The sequence below is a fragment of the Acidovorax kalamii genome (assembly GCF_002245625.1).
GTDB classification, from domain to species: Bacteria; Pseudomonadota; Gammaproteobacteria; order Burkholderiales; family Burkholderiaceae_C; genus Acidovorax; species Acidovorax kalamii.
Window position 1 is genome coordinate 374,727 of the sequence record NZ_NOIG01000006.1, and the last position, 17,917, is coordinate 392,643.

The window sequence follows — 17,917 nt, forward strand, 5'->3', positions numbered from 1 at the left end:
CATGACTTCCACCGCGAACGAGGCCAGCGCCCACGGCCCGGCGTTTGACACCCTCTCCACGCTGCTCCACACCCGCTACAGCTGCCGCGCGTTTCTGCCCGAGCCGCTACCCCGCAGCACCATCGACGCCATCCTGGCCACTGCGCAGCGCACGGCATCGTGGTGCAATGCGCAGCCCTGGCAGCTCACCATTGCCAGCGGCGCCACGCTGGAACGCCTGCGCGGTGCACTCCAGGCGCACATGGCGGCCGCCGCCCCGGCTCCAGATCTGCCCTGGCCCCGCGAATACCGGGGCGTGTACCAGGAACGGCGGCGCGAATGCGGCTGGGGCCTGTACGAGGCTCTGGGCATTGCCAAGGGCGACCGCGAAGCCTCGGCGCGCCAGGCCGCGCAGAACTTCACCATGTTTGGTGCGCCGCATGTGGCCATCGTCACCAGCGACGAGGCCCTCGGCGTGTACGGCGCGGTGGACTGCGGCGCGTATGTGAGCAACTTCATGCTGGCAGCGCACAGCCTGGGCGTGGGCTCCATCGCGCAGGCCGCGCTCGCGTCCTACCCTGGCGTGCTGCGCGAGGTGCTGGGCATTGGCAAGGACCGCAGCATCGTCTGCGGCATTTCGTTTGGCAGGGCCGACCCTGCGCACCCGGCCAACCATTTCCGCACCACCCGTGCCGACCCGGGGAGTAGCGTGGTGTGGAGGGACTGAGAAGGGGTGACCGGACAGCCGTCAGGCCACAACGCACAGCAAGGGGCTGCGCGTGCGCAACAACCCAAACAGGTTCTTGGGGTCTGACAACTCCGGAATGAGTTCAATGGGCTGGCCCATGTCCAGCTCGGCTGCCGCGTCGCGCAAGAAGCGCAGCGCAGAAAAGTCCTCTAGCGCAAAGCCCACGGAGTCGAACACGGTCGCTGCGGTATCGCTGGCGCGCCCGCCGTGCTGCCCTGCCAGCACCTCCCACAACTCGGTCACCGCAAAGTCAGGCGGCAGCTGCTGGATGTCGCCTTCGATGCGCGTCTGCGGCGCGTATTCCACAAACACCTGCGCCTGCCGCAAAACGTCGGCATGCAACTCGGTCTTGCCGGGGCAGTCGCCACCCACCGCGTTGATGTGCATGCCAGGCGCCAGCAGGTCAGGGGTGAGGATAGTGGCGTTGGTCTTGTCGGCCGTTACCGTGGTCACAATGTCGGCGCCACGCACGGCCTCGGCCGTGCTGGAGCAGGCCACGGTACGCAGCCCGGTGCCTTGCAGGTTGGCCTGCAGCTTGGCGGTGGCGGCAGGGTCGGTATCAAACAGGCGAAGGGTGGTGATGCCCAAAAGGTGGTGAAACGCCAGCGCCTGGAACTCGCTCTGTGCGCCGTTGCCAATCAGCGCCATGGTGCGGCTGCCAGGCCGCGCCAGGGCGCGGGCGGCCACGGCCGACATGGCGGCGGTGCGCAAGGCAGTGGTGAGCGTGAGTTCGCTCAGCAGCAGCGGCGCGCCGGTGGCTACATCGGCCAGCACACCAAACGCCATCACGGTAGGCAAACCCCAGCGCGTGTTCTTGGGGTGGCCGTTGACATACTTGAACGCGTAGGTCTGGTCATCGGCAATGGGCATGAGTTCGATCACGCCGTCGCGCGAGTGGCTGGCCACGCGCGCTGATTTGTCGAACGCGCCCCAGCGCAAAAAGTCGGCATGGATGTAATCTGCGATGCCGCGCAGGCAGGGCTCGACGCCCTTGCGCTGCACCAGTGCGATGACATCGGGGGCACTGAGGTAGCGGGTGGAAAAATGCTGAGGGGCAGCCATGGTGTTTGTCTCCGGATGCGAATGAATGTGTCTCCAGGCAGTGTCCCGAAGCGCAAAAACAATAGGAATCGCCCAAACTGCTGCTTATTGCAGGGCTGTTTGCCGGTATGGCAACCCCAGTTGCCACTTTGCTCAAAACTCCCAGACCTTTCCCGGCGCCGCACGCGCTATCCTCTGCGGCTTCATTCGCCGAGCACCATGACGCCTCCAGAAATCCTCATCAGCGAAGTCGGCCCGCGCGATGGCCTGCAGTCCGTCCAGGCCACCATGCCCACGGCCGACAAACTGCGCTGGATCGACGCGCTGGTGGCGGCGGGCCTGCGCGAGATCGAAGTCGGCTCGTTCGTGCCCGCCCGCCTGCTGCCCCAGATGGCCGATGTGGCCGAAGTGGTGCGCCACGCCCTCACCCACCCTGGCATCACCGTGATGGCCCTGGCGCCCAACCTGCGCGGCGCCGAGGCGGCGCTGGCAGCAGGGGTACACAAGGTCACCCTTCCGGTGTCGGCCAGCGCCGCCCATTCGCTGGCCAATGTGCGCAAGACACGCGAGGCCATGGTCGAAGAGGTGCGCGCCGTGGCGCAACTGCGCGACGCGCAGGCGCCCGGCGTGCTGGTGGAGGTGGGTCTGTCCACCGCTTTTGGCTGCACGATACAGGGCACGGTGGCCGAAGACGATGTGATCTGGCTGGCTGGCTTGTGCGCCGAGGCGGGCGCGGACGAAGTGGGCCTGTCGGACACCACCGGCATGGCCAACCCGGCGCAGGTGCGCCGCCTGTTCACGCGCCTGCGGGCCGAGCTCGGCGCCAAGGCCGGGGCGGCCCACATGCACAACACCCGGGGGCTGGGCCTGGCCAATTGCCTGGCGGCCTACGACGTGGGGGTGCGCACCTTTGATGCGTCGCTGGGCGGGCTGGGCGGCTGCCCCTATGCGCCGGGCGCCTCGGGCAATGTGGTGACGGAAGACCTGGTGTTCATGTTCGAAGCCATGGACATCACCACGGGGGTGGACCTGGAGCGCCTGATGGCCGCCCGCGCGCCGCTGCAGGCGGGGCTGCCGGGCGAGCCCATTTACGGCATGACGCCTGAGGCGGGGCTGCCCAAGGGGTGGACCAAGGCATAGCCCCGGGGCAACCAAAGAAAAAGGCGACCTCGGTCGCCTTTTTCTCTGAGGTACTGCCGTATCAGCTCAGCGAGGTGATCAGGTCCACATACTGCTGCTTGGCGTCGTCGGCGCCGGTGCCCTTGAGCTTTTCCCAGGCGTCCCACTTGGCGCGGCCCACCATGTCGGAGAAGCTGGGCTTCTTCTCGGTGTTGTCACCGGCGGTGGCTTGCTTGTACAGCGCGTATATCTTGAGCAGCGTCGCGTTGTCGGGACGCTCGCTCAGGTTCTTGGAATTGGCCACAGCGGCTTCGAAGGTGGCGTTGAGGTCGGCCATGTCAGTGTGCTCCTGGGAATGTTTTGGGGGGAGGGAAAAAACGGTGTCGGCAATGGTTTGCTGCGTTGTATCTTACGGGCTGAGCACGGCCCGGGGCCGCTCAATCCATAGAGGCAAGCCCCCAAAAAATCAAACAATAGGTGTACATCTGATGGTGACCCGCATTCCAGCCCCCCGCAAAGCCGCCCCCGGCCACAGCACGAGTCCCCTGCGCACCCTGCGCGACCAGGGGCCTGAGGTGGCGCGCAAGGCCGCCCAGGCCCTGCCCCCCGCAGCCCGCAAGGCCGCCACCGTGGTCCAGAAGAACGTACGCCGCGCGGCCACCGGCATGCTGGGCCTGTCCGGCGAGCGCATGAGCAAGGTGGATACCGCCTGGCTGCGCATGGATTCGCACAGCAACCTGATGATGATCAACGGCGTGTGGACCCTGTCGCCCGGCATCACCTGGGAGGCCCTGTGCGAACGCGTGCAGCAGCGCTTGCTGCAGTACCCGCGTTTTCGTCAGCGCGTGGTGGAAGACGCGGCGGGCGCCACCTGGGTGGAGGATAAAAATTTCGACATCGCCGCCCATGTGCTGCGCGAAAAGCTGCCCCACCGCAAAGGCCAGAGCATGCAGCGTGCGCTGCAAGACCGCGTGGGTGAGCTGGCCATGCAGCCGCTCGATACCCGCCGCCCGCTGTGGCAGATGCACCTGATCGAAGACTTTGTGGGCGACGACGGAGCAAAGGGCAGCGCGCTCATCGTGCGCATCCACCACTGCATTGCCGACGGCATCGCCCTGATCTCGGTGACCATGTCGCTGGTCGATGGCGGCTCCGAGCCACCCAAGCGCAAACCACGCGCCGACAAGGACGGCGCGACGGCCGAGGACTGGATTGCGGATGCCCTGATCAAGCCCTTCACCGGCCTCACCGTGAAGGCGCTGGACCTGGCGGGCGACAGCGCGGCCAAGTCGTTGCAGATGCTGGGTGACCCAGAGAAAGCCATGCAGCATGGGCTCTCGGGCACGGCCGACATGGCCCGCGTGGCCTACCAGCTCGTCAGTGATGCCGCGGCGCTGGCGCTCATGCCCGACGACTCGCCCACCCGCCTCAAGGGCCAGCCCGGCAGCGCCAAGCGCGTGGCGTGGTGCCCACCGATCCCGCTCGAAGAAGTCAAGGCCATCGGCAAGGCGCTCAACTGCTCCATCAACGATGTGCTGCTGTCCTGCGTGGCCGGCGCCATCGGCGGCTACCTGCGCAGCCAGGGCGACGACCCCACGGGCCAGGAGATCCGCGCCATGATCCCGGTGAACCTGCGCCCCATGGAAGAGGCCTGGAAGCTGGGCAACCGCTTTGGCCTGGTACCGCTGGTGCTGCCGATTGGCGTGGCCAACCCCATCGAGCGCGTGTACGAAGTGCGCAAGCGCATGAACGCACTCAAGGGCAGCACCCAGCCCATCCTGGCGTTTGCCATGCTGGCGGTGGCGGGGCTGATGATCAAGCCCGCGCAGGACGCACTGCTCAACCTGTTTGGCCGCAAGACCACGGCCGTGATGACCAACGTGCCCGGCCCCAAGGAGCAGCTCACGCTGTGCGGGTCGCGCGTCACGCAGTGCATGTTCTGGGTGCCGCAGTCGGGCGACATTGGCCTGGGGGTCTCCATCCTCAGCTACGGCGGTGGCGTGCAGTTTGGCGTGATCACCGACACCACCCTGTGTCCCGAGCCGCAGCAGATCATCGATGCTTTTGCACCCGAGTTTGACCAGCTGTCGCTGCTCACGCTGATGCTGCCCTGGGGCGAGTAGCCGCCTCTGCGCTGCGGCTCAGGGCGCACTGGCGGGCTCGTAGTGCATCCATGAGAGAGAAGACAGCAGGCCTAGGTCATGCGCCCCGGCCCGGCGAGAGTCCATGCGCAGCGCCCAACAGCCCCCGCCTGGAGCGCAAAGGGAATGCAATGGGTCACTGGCTGGACTGAAGTCGCCAACCCCATGGACGGCTTCGTGCCAGCCGCAGTGCTCACACGGCGCGAGGGGATGGCGCTGGCACCAAAGCCTCCACAAGACGGGACACGGTGGCGACCACCACCTTGACGGGCTCGCCCATCTGCACGCGCACGATGGCGCCCTCCACCACCAGGGTGAGCGCCTGCGCATCCTGCGCACGGTGGGCTGGCGCAGGCAACAGGCCCGCCAGCAATGCCGTCATGTCGCGCTTGTGGCGCTGCGCAATCTCCAGCACCTCAGGCACGGTGTCTCCCAGCTCGCTCACGCTGTTGATGAAGGCGCAGCCCCGAAAGTGCTCGCTGCCCAACCATTCCGCCAAGGCGGGCGCCAAGGCCCGCGTGCGGCCCGCACCTGCAGGCAGCGCGTGGGCATGGCGCTGCAGCGCATCGCCAAACCAGGCCATCCAGCCCGTGTGCCGGTACTCCAGATACGCACAGATCAGGTCGTTCTTGCTCGGGAAATGCCGGTAGAAGGTCACCTTGGTCACGCCGGACTCCGCGATCACGCGGTCGATGCCCGTGGCGCGGATGCCGTCCCGGTAGAACAGCGCGTGCGCCGTGTGCAGCAGGCGGTCTCGGGCGGGCAGGTCTTGCCAGCCAGGGGGGAGTGGATCAAAGGTCATTCGCTCATTGTAGACAAACCTGTCTACATAGCCTTATGATAGCGAGTAGACAGACCTGTCTACATCCACCCTTCACCTTCGAGGTCCCCATGGAAACACGCCCACCTTTGCCCCCCTTTACACAACACACCGCCATCCAGAAGGTGCGCCTGGCCGAAGACGGCTGGAACTCGCGCGACCCTGCCCGCGTGGCCCTGGCCTACACCGAAGACACACGCTGGCGCAACCGCGCCGAGTTCCCTGTGGGCCGCGACGCCGCCCGGCAGCTGCTGGAGCGCAAGTGGGCGCGCGAACTGGACTACCGCCTCATCAAGGAGCTGTGGGCGTTCAGCGGCCACCGCATCGCCGTGCGTTTTGCCTACGAATGGCATGACGACGCAGGCCAGTGGTACCGCAGCTATGGCAACGAGAACTGGGAATTCAACGACGACGGTCTGATGGCCGTGCGCCACGCCAGCATCAACGACCGCCCCATCCAGGCCGCAGACCGGTTGTTCTTCTGGCCTCTGGGGCGCCGGCCGGACGACCATCCTGGGTTGAGCGACCTGGGGCTGTGAAACCGCCAAGGCCCCATGCAGCGGCCAAAGGGCGCGCCCCGGTGGGGCACGCCTTTGCTCCACCCAGCGCGCTCAGGTCGCAGAGCAGGTGAAGCTCTCGGCCTTGGCCGGGTCACCCGTGCCGTTGTAGCGTGGGAACTTCGGGTACTCGCACACCGGGCGCTGCGCCACGGGCGTGGTGGTGCCGGGCGCGAACTTGGTGACCACCAGCTTGTCGGGCGCCGTGCCCTTTTCCACCCAGGCGTCCATGGCGGCGAGCAGGTCGATGGAACGGGGTTCGGTGCCCACGCCGTCCAGGTCGTGTCCGTTGGAGGGCGAGGTGACCATGCGTGCAAAGCTCTGCACCTTGCTGGCGCCCAGGCGCTGCTTCACCGAGTCGAAGTATTCCACCGTTCGGTACAGCGACACGCAGGTGTCGCCCAGGCCGTACCAGATCAGCAGCTTGCCGCCGTTGTCGGCAAAGGCGGAGATGTCCGGGTCCGTGCCATCGATCATCTCGGCCAGGCGGCGGTACTGGGCCTGGTACTGGGTCGGATCGTGGGTCAGGATGTTGGCGTTGGGGTTGCCCTCCACCAGGCGCGCGGCTTCGGTCACGGCCATGTGGTTGAACGAATCGGGCGCGTCGAAGCTAGTGCCGAACATGTACGACTGCCAGTCCGACGTGGACGCGCCGCCGCGACCAAAGCGCGGGTAGCCCACTGCGCCGCGCGACAGGGTCACGGGCGTCTTGTGGTCGCTGTAAATGAGGCGGATGGATTCGATCTGGCCGGCCGTCAGGCAGCTGTCGTTGTCGGCGCCCTGGCACAGCAGGTCGGTGGGCACGTAGTTGCATGCCTCGACGTTGCCGATGATGCCGTCCTTGAGGCCGTCCAGGCCGTCGCACGCTGCCGTCTCCGCCTTGGCGTACAGCGCGATCTTGGCGGGGCTCATCCAGTTGTCGCGGCTCTTGAAGATGTGGCGCAGCACCGTAGGGCCCAGGTTGACCTGGTGCGCCTGCTGGCTGATGGCGGGCTCCATGGCCACCACGCCGTCATAGTCCTTGGGGTACTTCTGCGTGGAGATGAGCCCCGAGCGCCCGCCGTTGGAGTGGCCCATGTGGTAGCGCCGCACGGGGCGCTTGCCGTAGAACTCGGTGGCAATGGCGGTGCCCACCTCCAGCACGAAATGGTTGGCGTCGAATGCGTGGTTGCGCAGCGCCACATCACTGTTGCCCCAGGCAAAGCCGCGCACCTGGTGGCCGGAGTCGGAGCTGATCTTCACATACGGATTGGCCGAGGGGCCCACGAGCTGCTGGTACCAAGGGTCGTCGGTGGGGATGAAGCCGTCGAAGCCGCCGCCGCCAATGGTCAGCGTCTTGCCGTTCCACTGCGCCAGCGTGGGCAGTTCCACCGCCCAGTGGATGGTGGACTCGGGCGAGGACACGATCTGGCCGCGCACGATGCACACGTCGGGCAGCGCGGCATCAGCCTTGCGCAGCTCGGTGCGGGTGACCTTGGCGCCATGGGGCAAGGCGGTGGATGCGTAGGCGGCACAGGCCTCAGCCAGGGGTTTGCTGGCCAGCGGTGGGTTGGCGTCGCTGCCGCCGCCGCAGGCGGTCAGGGCCACGGCGACCGCAGCACCCAGGGTGCAGGCCGCGGTCCATCGCCCTGCGTGTGCCAGGGCGTGGCGCCGGGGCGCCGCAGAGAGGGAGTGAGGATGGGGGAACATGCGAGGGTCTCCTGTTATGACGGTTCTTCAGGAGTCCTGGCCGGGTGGCGGTGTGGCGCGCACCGGTGTCTGGACTCCGGTGCGAACGATAGGAAAAGGCGGCGCGATTGCAGCCTCTGCAAATGCAGAGGGAGCGGGAAACTACCAAGCCCGCGCAGCGGCGGGCCACCGCCTTACGCGTTGCGCAGCGCCGCCACCAGCTCCAGCTTGTTGCGCACGCCCAGCGCTGCGTAGGCGGTGCGCAGGTAGGTGCGCACCGTGGCGGGCGTGAGGCCCAGCGTGGCCGCAATGTCCTTGTGCGACTGCCCCTGGGCGTAGAGCATGGCCACGCTCAGCTCGCGCGGGGCCAGCGCCTGCTTGTGCTGGCGGGATGCGATGCTGAGCGCCACCAGCGGGCCGCAGGGCTCCAGCCGCAGGCGGCAGGCCCTGCCCAGCACCAGGTTGCAAGGCGCGCCGGGCAGCGCCTGCACCACGGCCGGGGGCAGGTGGGTGCCCGCCCATTCCGGGTGGGCTGCACGCAGGGCCTGGCTGATGCGCAGACCTGCAAACAGCAGCTCGCCCGTGGGCTGGGCCAGCGCAAAGCTGTCCCAGGGGCGCCGGGGCGAATCATTTTGCAGGCGCTGCAGCCGGTGATGCCAGTGCTGCAGCAGGTGCAGCACAAACTCGCCGAACAGCACGGTTTCGGCATCGGTGAATTCGGTGCGTGTCTGCGGGCGGTAGACCGAGACAAAAAACAGCAGCCCGCTGTGCGGCAGCTCGGCCGTGAGGGCCATGCAGTGGTAAAGGCCATGCCGCTCGGAGAAGGCCACCACCTGCGGGTCCTCGGGCAACACGCCCACCACGTCGCGCTCGCGGATCACCTGGCCCAGTCGGCGCATGGACTGCAGCGCAAAGTCGTCCACGGCCGCCAGGGCATTCCATTCGTCGGCAAAGCCCCGGGCCAGGCCGATGCTGCCGTGCAGCCAGTTGCGTGGTGCGGCCTGCGTTTCCCCCTCTGCGCCAGCCTCGCCCGCCGACACCTCGCCCCACCAGGCGGAATCAAAAGGCACCAGGCTCTGCAAGGTCTGCATGGCCTGGCGCAGCAAGTCCTGCGGGGCAACGTGCTGGGCCTGCTCAGAGAGCCTGAGCAGGCTGCGGCTGAGCGCACGCAGCGGGTCGGCAGGCGGCACCTGCAGGGCTGCGCGCGGGCTCATGGGGCCGCACGTTCGGCGGCCGCCCGGGGGATAGCCCGGTCGCAGGGGGCGTGGGTTGCAAGGGCCATGGTGTCTCCTGGTTTTTTGGGCGATGGTAGCCGCGACCGGGGCACCACCCCACCGCTACCCCGGCATGGGCTGCCTGGGGCACCGGGAGACAATTACTATCTTTTCAGGAGCAAAAAACCCTTTACAGATGCGCGGATACGGCCATTTTTATGTACATCCCGCAGCCATTCAGCCGGCCAGGCCATCCACCGCCTGGAACATCGACTGCCGCGCCTGGCTCACGATCTGGCCCTTCCACACGTCGGTGTCGGTGTAGAAGGCGGCGAGCATCTGGGCCTTGATCTGCGCATGCTGCTCAGAGGGCGCGCCGGGGTGCAGGTTGAGCCATTGCTCGGCGCGGATGGCGTTCATCACGTCGAGCACGGGCACGGTGCCGTACTCCATGGCAATGCCGGTGTACTCGGCGTGGGGGCACTCGTCGTAGATCGAGGTCCACATCAGCCCGGTGAGGAAGGCCGAGGTGGACGAGCCGTCATAGATCGAGGTGACCGGCGTGGCACCGCCGCCGTCCCACCAGGCGCGCGCACGGGCCACGGCCACGGCGTCGTCCTTGCCGGCATAGATGCGCTCGCCATGGCCGCTGGGGCCCAGGCCCGTGTGCAGGTCGATCCAGGCGATCTGCGAAGCAGCCGCACCATGCTGGCGCAGCACCTGGCGCAGCGTGCGGTTGCTCCAGGTGGGCTCAGTACCGCCAAAGAAGATGCCTTGCGGAAACTCGTGCTGCCCCTGCGAGATGGCGGCCTGCCAGGCGGCCTCGCCTTTGGTGTCGATGTACTGCTGCACAGCGGCCAGGTTGTCAGGGCCGGGCGGCCACTGCTCGGGCAGCAGCAGGGGCTGCACCTCGCGGTAGGCGGTGTTCACGGGCAGGGGTTGGCTGAAGTCCTGGAAGTTGCGGTTCAGGTCCACGTTCTCGTGCGTGAAGCGGCGCACATGCGAGAAGCCATAGGGGTTGAGCGCATGGATGTAGAGCGTGGCCACGCCCGCCGCATGCGCCTTGTCGCGCCACTCCTGGTCGTGCAGTGCAAACACCTGCACGCCGCTGCCACAGTAGCCTTCGGCGCCATGGCAGGCGCTGCTCACGACGAGCAGCTTTTTCGCATCCGCCGGGCCGTCGCGCACCACGTCCATCGCCAGGTCTTCTCCGTCCCGGCCCTTGAGCGGGTGGGCGTGCGATTCGATGGGCAGGCCAGCAGCGGCTGCGGCTTCCAGAAACTTTGTGCGCGCCTCGGCGTAGCTGGGCGAGAAGGCTTCAACGATTCCGATCATGGACGGGGCTTTCAGGAGTCAGTGGGGAAAGACAAGAAGAACCCGGGCACGCGCGCAACGTGCGCCCAGGTCGAGCGGGATCGCCGGATATCGGCGGGTATCAGGCCGCCTTGGCGGGCTGGGCCAGCCAGGCCTCGGCCAGCTTGACCCAGTAGGTCGCGCCCAGCGGGATCAGGTCGTCGTTGAAGTCGTAGCTGGGGTTGTGCAGCGTGCAGGGGCCGCCGCCATGGCCCATCTCGCGGTGGGCACCGTCGCCGTTGGCGATGAAGCAGTAGGCACCGGGCTTGGCCTGCAGCATGAAGGCGAAGTCTTCTGCACCCATGGTGGGCTCCTGCACCAGCACGTTGGATTCGCCCACGATGCTGGCCATGACCGCGCGCGCAAACTCGGCCTCGGGGGCCGAATTGACGGTGGGCGGGTAGTTGCGCACAAACTCGAATTCGCACACGGCGTCATGCGCAGCGCAGGTGTGCTCGGCAATCTGCTGCATGCGCTTTTCGATCAGGTCCAGCACCTCCAGCGTGAAGGTGCGCACCGTGCCCTGCAGCTCGCAGCTGTCGGGCACCACGTTGGTGGCCTCTCCCGCGTGGATCATGGTGACCGAGATCACGCCCGCATCCACCGGCTTCTTGTTGCGGCTGATGATGGTCTGGAAGGCCTGCACCATCTGGCAGGCAATCGGCACCGGGTCGATGCCGTTGTGCGGCAGCGCGGCATGGCTGCCCTTGCCCCGGATGGTGATCTTGAACTCGTTGCTCGACGCCATCACCGGGCCGGGGCTCACGGCGAACTGGCCCACGGGCATGCCGGGCCAGTTGTGCATGCCGTACACGGCCTCCATGGGGAATTGCTCGAACAGGCCATCCTTGATCATCTCGCGTGCACCACCACCACCTTCTTCGGCGGGCTGGAAGATCAGGTACACGGTGCCGTCGAAGTTGCGGTGCTTGGCAAAGTGCTGCGCTGCGGCCAGCAGCATGGCCACATGGCCGTCATGGCCGCAGGCGTGCATCTTGCCCTGGTGTTTGCTGGCGTGGGCAAAGGTGTTGAACTCCTGCATGGGCAGCGCGTCCATGTCGGCGCGCAGGCCGATGGCCCGGCCGTTGGCGCCCCCATCGCGCCCCTTCACGATGCCCACCACCCCCGTGGTGCCCATGCCGCGATGGATGGGAATGCCCCACTCGGTGAGCTTTTGCGCTACCACGTCGGCGGTGCGCACCTCTTCAAAGCACAGCTCGGGGTGGGCGTGAATGTCCCGGCGCACCGCTGCAATACTGGCCGCCTGGGTGACGATGGAGTCAATAACGTTCATGATATGTGTCCTTACGATCTCACAGTCTAGCCCGCTGGCCGCCCCTAGCGCCACTCCGGGTTTATTTGCACTGCAACATGACACTCTCCCCGCACGCCCTCGAACTTGCGCAAACCCTGGTGCGCATGAACACCGTCAGCCACCACTCCAACATGGAGCTGATCCATTTCATCCGCGACCACCTCGCCAGGCTGGGCGTAAAAAGCCGCCTCACCTTCAACGAAGACAAGACCAAGGCCAACCTGTTCGCCACGCTGGGCGAGGGCAAACCGGCGGGCATCATCCTCTCGGGCCACACCGACACGGTGCCGTGGGACGGGCAGGACTGGAGCATGGACCCGCTGAGCGCGCTGGTGAAAGACGGCAACCTGTACGGGCGCGGCAGTGCCGACATGAAGGCCTTCATCGGCATTGCCGTGTCGCACGCCGAGCAGTTTCTGAACAGCGACGCACCCTTTGCAGTGCATCTGGCCTTCAGCTACGAGGAAGAGATTGGCTGCTTTGGCGTGAAGGAGCTCATCGCCGACCTGCGCGACGCGAATATCCAGCCCCTGGCCTGCATCGTGGGCGAGCCCACCAGCATGGTCCCCGCCATCGCACACAAGGGCGTGTACCGCTACAAATGCTGCGTGCGCGGCAAGGAAGCGCATTCGTCCCTCACGCCGCATTCGGTCAACGCCATCGAGATGGCTGCCCGCGTGGTGGGTCGGGTGCGCGACATGGCAGAAGACTTTGAAAAGAACGAACCCCGCTTCGAGGGTTTTGACGTGCCGTTCTCGACCAGCAGCGTGGGCCAGTTCCACGGCGGCATTGCCGACAACGTGGTGCCGCGCGACGCCGAGTTCCGCTACGAATTCCGCGACCTGCCCACGGCCAATGCGGCGCAGATGCAGTCCGACGTGGTGGCCTACGCCAAGTCGCTGGAGCCTGCGATGAAGAAGGTGGCGCCTGCCGCCGGCTTCGAGTTCGAGACGATTTGCGAAATCCCGAGCTTTCTGGGCAGCAAGGACGACCCGGTGACGCGGCTCGCGCAAGAACTGTCGGGTGAAAAGAGCACCACGCTGGTGGCCTTTGGCACCGAGGCAGGCCTGTTCAAGAACGCGGGCATCTCCACCGTGGTGTGTGGTCCCGGCAGCATCCAGCAGGCCCACCAGCCGGATGAGTATGTGAGCCTGGAGCAGCTGGCGCGCTGCGAGGCGTTCATGCAGGGGCTGGCGCGCACCAAGTCGTTCGGCTGACGCGCGGCAAGCGGGTCAGGGCAACGCAAGGCGCGCGAGGATCGCTCGGGGCGCGGCCGAGACCAGTGCCACTGTGGAACTGGCTTTGCCAGGCCACCAGTGGCGTCCCCCTCTGGGGGAAGACGCGAAGCGGCTCAGGGGGAGATCAGGTTCTCACCCGGCCGTCCCCGGTCAGCATCGACATTTCCACAAACTTCGACGCCGCATGGCTGGTGGCGCTGAACGACACCGGAAAGCCCGAGATCACCTGACTGCCGATGGACTCGGTGCCGGTGATGAAGCTCTCGCGCGTGATCTTGCCGCTGGCCTGGGCCTGGCGCAGACCCTCGGTGAAAACGCGCGCGGCCAGATAGCCCTCCATGCTGGAGTAGTTGGCCTGCACCTTGTCGCCGCCCTTCTTGATGGCCTCCAGAAACTCGCGCGTGATCTGGCGCGACGGCTGGTAGGGCGAGGGCACGACCTGCGACACCACCACACCGGCACCGTCCTTGCCCAGCTCATCGGCCAGCGCCTGCGTGCCCACAAACGACACGTTGTAGAACGTGCCGCCAAACCCCGCCTTGCGTGCCGCCCGCACAAACGCGGCGGCCGAGGCATAGGCCGTGATCTGCACGATGGCGTCGGGCATGGCGGGCACCAGCTTGTCCACGGCCGCCTTCACGTCCACCGAGTTGCGCTCCACCGTGGCCGTGGCCACGGGGGTGAGCTTGAGTTCGGTGAGGGCCCGGGTCACCCCGTCCAGCCCGGCCTTGCCGTAGGCGTCGTTCTGGTAGAACACCGCAATCTTCTTGAGCCCCAGGTTGGTGAGCTGGCGCACGATGAGTGCGGTTTCGTCATAGTACGAGGCGCGCACATGGAAGATGAGCCGGTTGAACGGCTGGCGCAGTGCCTCGGCGCCCGTGAACGGACCGAAGAACGGCACCTTGGCCTGATTGAACAGCGGCATGGCCGCCAGGCTGGTGGGGGTGCCGATGTAGCCAAACAGCGCAAACACTTCGTCGGCAATCAGTTTCTTGGTGTTCTCGGCGCAGCGGTCGGGCTCGTAGCCATCGTCCAGCGTGCGGATTTCGACCATGCGTTTGCCCACGCCGCCCTGGGCGTTGAGCTGGTCAAAAAACAGCTTGGCGCCCTGGTTGAACTGCACGCCCAGCTGGGCGGCCGGGCCGGTGAAGGCCGCGGACTGGCCCAGCACGATACGGCCCTCGCTCTGCGCCCGGGCCAGATGGAAGCCCCCCAGCGCAGCCGCCCCCAGACCCACGGAAAACTGCCTGCGCCCCAGTGCCATTTGCTTCATGGTGAAATCCTGCTCTCTCTGCTATGAATCGAGGGCGATCCCTCTGCGCTGCCGGTAAGCAGCCTCTTTGGCCCAGCCGCAAGGGTATGCACGCCGGTTCCAACCCCGATGGCAGTTTAACGACCAGCCTGCATATGTCCACGCCTTCTGCCGCCAATCCCATGCAAACCACACCGATTCAGGTGCGCGGCGCCTGCCCGCACGACTGCCCCGACACCTGCGCGCTGCTCACCACGGTGGACGAGCACGGCGTGGCCACCCGCGTGCAGGGCAATCCCGAGCACCGCCACACCGACGGCGCGCTGTGCGCCAAGGTGAGCAAGTACACCGAGCGCAGCTACCACCCCGAGCGTGTGCTCACCCCGCTCAAGCGCAGCGGCCCCAAGGGCAGCGGCCAGTTCACCCCAGTGAGCTGGGACGAAGCCTTGAGCGACATCACCCAGCGCCTGCAGGCCATCGCCGCGCACGCACCCGAGGCCATCCTGCCCTACAGCTACGCGGGCACCATGGGCATGGTGCAGGGCGAGAGCATGGACCGGCGCTTCTTCCACAAGCTCGGCGCCTCGCAGCTGGACCGCACCATCTGCGCATCGGCCGGGGCCGAGGCGCTGATCCAGACCCTGGGCGGCAAGGTGGGCATGAAGGTGGAGTTTTTTGCCGAGTCGCAGCTCATCCTCATCTGGGGCAGCAACTCCATCGGCAGCAACCTGCACTTCTGGCGCTACGCCCAGCAGGCCAAGCGCAATGGCGCCAAGCTGGTGTGCATCGACCCCCGCAAAAGCGAGACGGCCGACAAGTGCCACGAGCACATTGCCCTGCGCCCCGGCACCGATGCCGCGCTGGCGCTGGCACTGATGCATGAACTGATCGCCCACGACTGGCTGGACCACGACTACATCGCCCGTCACACGCTGGGCTGGGCGCAGTTGCGCGAACGCGCCCTGCAATGGCCGCCCGAGCGCGCGGCCGAAATTTGCGGCGTGCCCGTGGAGCAGATCCGCCAGCTCGCCCAGGACTACGGCACCACGAAGCCCGCCGCCATCCGCCTGAACTACGGCATGCAGCGCGTGCGCGGCGGCGGCAATGCGGTGCGCGCCGTGGCCTGCCTGCCCGCGCTCACGGGCGCATGGCGCCACCGCGCGGGGGGTGTGTTGCTGTCCAGCTCGGGCCAGTTTCCGGCGCAGCGCGGCGTGCTGCAGATGCCCGAGCTGATGCCTGCGAAGACTCCGCGCACCATCAACATGTCCACCATTGGCGACGACCTGCTGCGCGCGGCCTCGCCAGCCTTCGGCCCGAAGGTGGAGGCCATCGTGGTCTACAACAGCAACCCCGTGGCCGTGGCGCCGGAGTCGGGCAAGGTGGTGCAGGGCTTCGCGCGCGAGGACCTGTTCACCGTGGTGCTGGAGCACTTCCGCACCGACACGGCCGACTACGCCGACTACATCCTGCCCGCCACCACACAACTCGAACACTGGGACGTGCACCTGAGCTACGGCCACACCGACGTGGTGCTCAACCGCCCCGCGATTGCACCGCAGGGCCAGGCGCGCAGCAATGCGCAGATCTTCCGCGACCTGGCGGCGCACATGGGCTTCACCGAGCCGGGTTTTGCCGACAGCGACGAAGCCCTGTGCCGCCAGGCGTTTGGCGACGCAGTGGACTACGCCTTGCTCGAAACCCAGGGTTTTGCCACGCTGGCCATCCCCGATGCCCCGTTTGCCGAGGGCCACTTCCCCACGCCGTCGGGCAAATGCGAGTTCTACAGCGCCCGCCTGGCCGCGCAGGGCCTGGATGGCCTGCCCGACCACCTGCCCAACTACGAACTGCAGGGCACGGATGCGCGCTACCCCCTGGCCATGATCTCGCCGCCTGCGCGCAACTTCCTGAACTCCACCTTCGTGAACGTGACGAGCCTGCGCAACATCGAAGGCCGCCCGGTGCTGGAGATCCACCCCGACGACGCCGAAGCGCGCGGCATCGCCAACGACGCCGTGGTGCGCGTGTTCAATGACCGGGGCAGCTACCTGTGCCACGCCACCGTGTCGCGCCGTGCGCGGCCGGGCGTGGTCAACGGCCTGGGCATCTGGTGGCGCAAGATGGGGCTGGAAGGCACCAACGTGAACGAGGTGACCAGCCAGGCCCTGACCGACCTGGGTCGCGCGCCGACGTTTTATGACTGTCTGGTGCAGGTGGAGGCGTGCCCCACCGAGGTGGCGCTCCCTGCCTGAGCGGCTGTAGCAGCCCTTAATTTGCTACTATTTTAATAGCAAACGAGGCATATCCATTGCGCGCAGGCGGCCGTTTTTCTCATAATCCGCCGCACTCACCGCCACTGCCGCCCCAGAAACTCCGCCACCTGGTTCTCCAGCGTGGCGTGGTAGGCCACCCGGTCAAAACCCTCGGGGTTGGCGGCGGCGTCGCCTGCGTCCGATGGCAGGGGCCAGGCGGCCTGGGCCATGAAGGCAAAGTGCCCGGCGCTGGGCACGGTGCTCGCATCCACCCCGGGCACATGGGCCGCCACATGCTGGCCGTGGTATTGGCCCTGCAGCACCACGTCGCGCTCGGCCATGACCACCTTCACCGGCACGGCGATGGCGGCCAGGCTCTGGGGCGTCAACACCACCGCCATGGGCGCGAGGGCCACCACGGCGCGGATGCGGGGGTCGGCCACCGAGACCAGCGAGCCATCTTGCGCGCCCGCCGGTGCAGCAGCCGGGGCCACAGGGCGGCTGGCGCCCGGGGCCGGCGTGAGTTTGCCCAGGCTGCAAAAGCCCGGATCGTCCGCCACACTGCGGCAATGCTGTACGGCGCGGGCGGGTTCGGCCTGTGCACCGGCCAGGGCCAGCACGGTGTAGCCGCCGGCCGAGTGCCCCACGGCGCCGATGCGCCCGGCCGGAATGCGGGGGCCCCATTCGGGGTGGGCCAGCAATGCGTCCAGCACGCGGCTCACCTGGCGCGGGCGTTCGCTGAAGTAGCGGCCCGAGGTGATCATCGACCGGTCTTCCCAGTTGTCACCGGGGTGGCGCGGCGCGGCCACCAGATAGCCATCGGCCGCCAGGCGCGTGGCCAGGTTGTGGTGGCCCAGCTCATGGCCGCCCGTACCGTGCGAGATGAGGACCAGGCCCTTGAGGGGCGCGGCGGCCACCGGCGCGCCCGGTGTGACCATGGGCCGCCAGGGGCCCATGGGCTGGGTGCGCGCCACGGCGGGAGTCGGGTAGTAGAGGGCCACGGTCACAGGCTCAGCACCCGGAACCACCAGGGTGCGCAGCCCGGCGTATTGCGCCGATGCGGGGGCAGCCCAGGCCAGCAACGCGACAAACGCAGCCAGCAGCGGAGCACAGGCCAACCGCCATGCGGAGCGGAGGGCCAGGAAGAGAATGAGGGTCACAGTGCGCCTTTCGTCAATGGCCGCCCGGGGTGGCGGCTTGACGGCACTGTAGGCAGCGCCCGC

General features: G+C 67.2%; 15 protein-coding genes. 6 read left to right on the forward strand and 9 right to left on the reverse strand.

The annotated features are described in order from the left end of the window. Position 1 precedes the first annotated feature (1 nt). The gene (locus CBY09_RS10540; RefSeq protein WP_094289220.1) at positions 2–706 is read left to right on the forward strand and encodes a nitroreductase; all 705 of its coding nucleotides are present in this window, start codon (positions 2–4) and stop codon (positions 704–706) included. Between the two features lie 21 nt (positions 707–727). On the opposite strand, the gene CBY09_RS10545 is transcribed toward CBY09_RS10540, so the two are convergent. Further along, the gene (locus CBY09_RS10545) at positions 728–1,789 is read right to left on the reverse strand and encodes an ornithine cyclodeaminase (RefSeq protein WP_094289222.1); all 1,062 of its coding nucleotides are present in this window, start codon (positions 1,787–1,789) and stop codon (positions 728–730) included. A gap of 198 nt (positions 1,790–1,987) precedes the next feature. Between CBY09_RS10545 and CBY09_RS10550 the strand changes: the two genes are divergently transcribed. Continuing rightward, positions 1,988–2,908 (forward strand): hydroxymethylglutaryl-CoA lyase, encoded by a 921-nt coding sequence (locus CBY09_RS10550; protein WP_094289224.1) that lies wholly within the window; start codon positions 1,988–1,990, stop codon positions 2,906–2,908. 61 nt (positions 2,909–2,969) lie between these two features. Here the strand turns inward: CBY09_RS10550 and CBY09_RS10555 are convergent, their stop codons facing one another. Then, positions 2,970–3,224 carry an acyl-CoA-binding protein gene (locus tag CBY09_RS10555; RefSeq protein WP_015012309.1) on the reverse strand — a complete coding sequence of 85 codons (255 nt, stop codon included), beginning with the start codon at positions 3,222–3,224 and terminating at the stop codon, positions 2,970–2,972. Between the two features lie 151 nt (positions 3,225–3,375). Between CBY09_RS10555 and CBY09_RS10560 the strand changes: the two genes are divergently transcribed. Further along, positions 3,376–5,010: a wax ester/triacylglycerol synthase family O-acyltransferase gene (locus CBY09_RS10560; protein WP_094289226.1), complete on the forward strand. Its 1,635-nt coding sequence runs from the start codon at positions 3,376–3,378 to the stop codon at positions 5,008–5,010. 211 nt (positions 5,011–5,221) lie between these two features. Here the strand turns inward: CBY09_RS10560 and CBY09_RS10565 are convergent, their stop codons facing one another. Then, positions 5,222–5,830 carry a TetR/AcrR family transcriptional regulator gene (locus tag CBY09_RS10565; protein ID WP_094289228.1) on the reverse strand — a complete coding sequence of 203 codons (609 nt, stop codon included), beginning with the start codon at positions 5,828–5,830 and terminating at the stop codon, positions 5,222–5,224. 89 nt (positions 5,831–5,919) lie between these two features. On the opposite strand from CBY09_RS10565, the gene CBY09_RS10570 reads away from it, so the two are divergent. Next, positions 5,920–6,387 carry a nuclear transport factor 2 family protein gene (locus CBY09_RS10570; RefSeq protein ID WP_094289230.1) on the forward strand — a complete coding sequence of 156 codons (468 nt, stop codon included), beginning with the start codon at positions 5,920–5,922 and terminating at the stop codon, positions 6,385–6,387. A gap of 72 nt (positions 6,388–6,459) precedes the next feature. On the opposite strand, the gene CBY09_RS10575 is transcribed toward CBY09_RS10570, so the two are convergent. From CBY09_RS10575 to CBY09_RS10590, 4 genes are all read right to left on the reverse strand, one after another. Further along, positions 6,460–8,094 (reverse strand): tannase/feruloyl esterase family alpha/beta hydrolase, encoded by a 1,635-nt coding sequence (locus tag CBY09_RS10575; protein WP_240515671.1) that lies wholly within the window; start codon positions 8,092–8,094, stop codon positions 6,460–6,462. A gap of 173 nt (positions 8,095–8,267) precedes the next feature. Further along, positions 8,268–9,287, reverse strand: coding sequence for a helix-turn-helix transcriptional regulator (locus tag CBY09_RS10580; RefSeq protein WP_094289232.1), 1,020 nt, complete (start codon positions 9,285–9,287; stop codon positions 8,268–8,270). A gap of 237 nt (positions 9,288–9,524) precedes the next feature. Beyond that, positions 9,525–10,622, reverse strand: a complete 1,098-nt coding sequence (locus CBY09_RS10585) for a M14 family metallopeptidase (protein ID WP_094289234.1) — start codon at positions 10,620–10,622, stop codon at positions 9,525–9,527. Positions 10,623–10,722: 100 nt separating this feature from the next. After that, entirely contained in the window at positions 10,723–11,934 is a 1,212-nt protein-coding gene (locus tag CBY09_RS10590; RefSeq protein WP_094289236.1) for a M20 aminoacylase family protein, read from the reverse strand. A gap of 77 nt (positions 11,935–12,011) precedes the next feature. Between CBY09_RS10590 and argE the strand changes: the two genes are divergently transcribed. Then, positions 12,012–13,172, forward strand: a complete 1,161-nt coding sequence (gene argE / locus CBY09_RS10595) for an acetylornithine deacetylase (RefSeq protein ID WP_094289238.1) — start codon at positions 12,012–12,014, stop codon at positions 13,170–13,172. Positions 13,173–13,317: 145 nt separating this feature from the next. Here argE and CBY09_RS10600 read toward each other — a convergent pair whose 3' ends face one another. Next, positions 13,318–14,466, reverse strand: coding sequence for an ABC transporter substrate-binding protein (locus tag CBY09_RS10600; protein ID WP_094289240.1), 1,149 nt, complete (start codon positions 14,464–14,466; stop codon positions 13,318–13,320). A 134-nt stretch (positions 14,467–14,600) separates the two neighbouring features. On the opposite strand from CBY09_RS10600, the gene CBY09_RS10605 reads away from it, so the two are divergent. Next, positions 14,601–16,694, forward strand: a complete 2,094-nt coding sequence (locus tag CBY09_RS10605; RefSeq protein ID WP_094289242.1) for a molybdopterin-containing oxidoreductase family protein — start codon at positions 14,601–14,603, stop codon at positions 16,692–16,694. A gap of 95 nt (positions 16,695–16,789) precedes the next feature. On the opposite strand, the gene CBY09_RS10610 is transcribed toward CBY09_RS10605, so the two are convergent. Further along, positions 16,790–17,854, reverse strand: coding sequence for an alpha/beta hydrolase family protein (locus CBY09_RS10610; protein WP_240515673.1), 1,065 nt, complete (start codon positions 17,852–17,854; stop codon positions 16,790–16,792). Between the last annotated feature and the right edge of the window lie 63 nt (positions 17,855–17,917).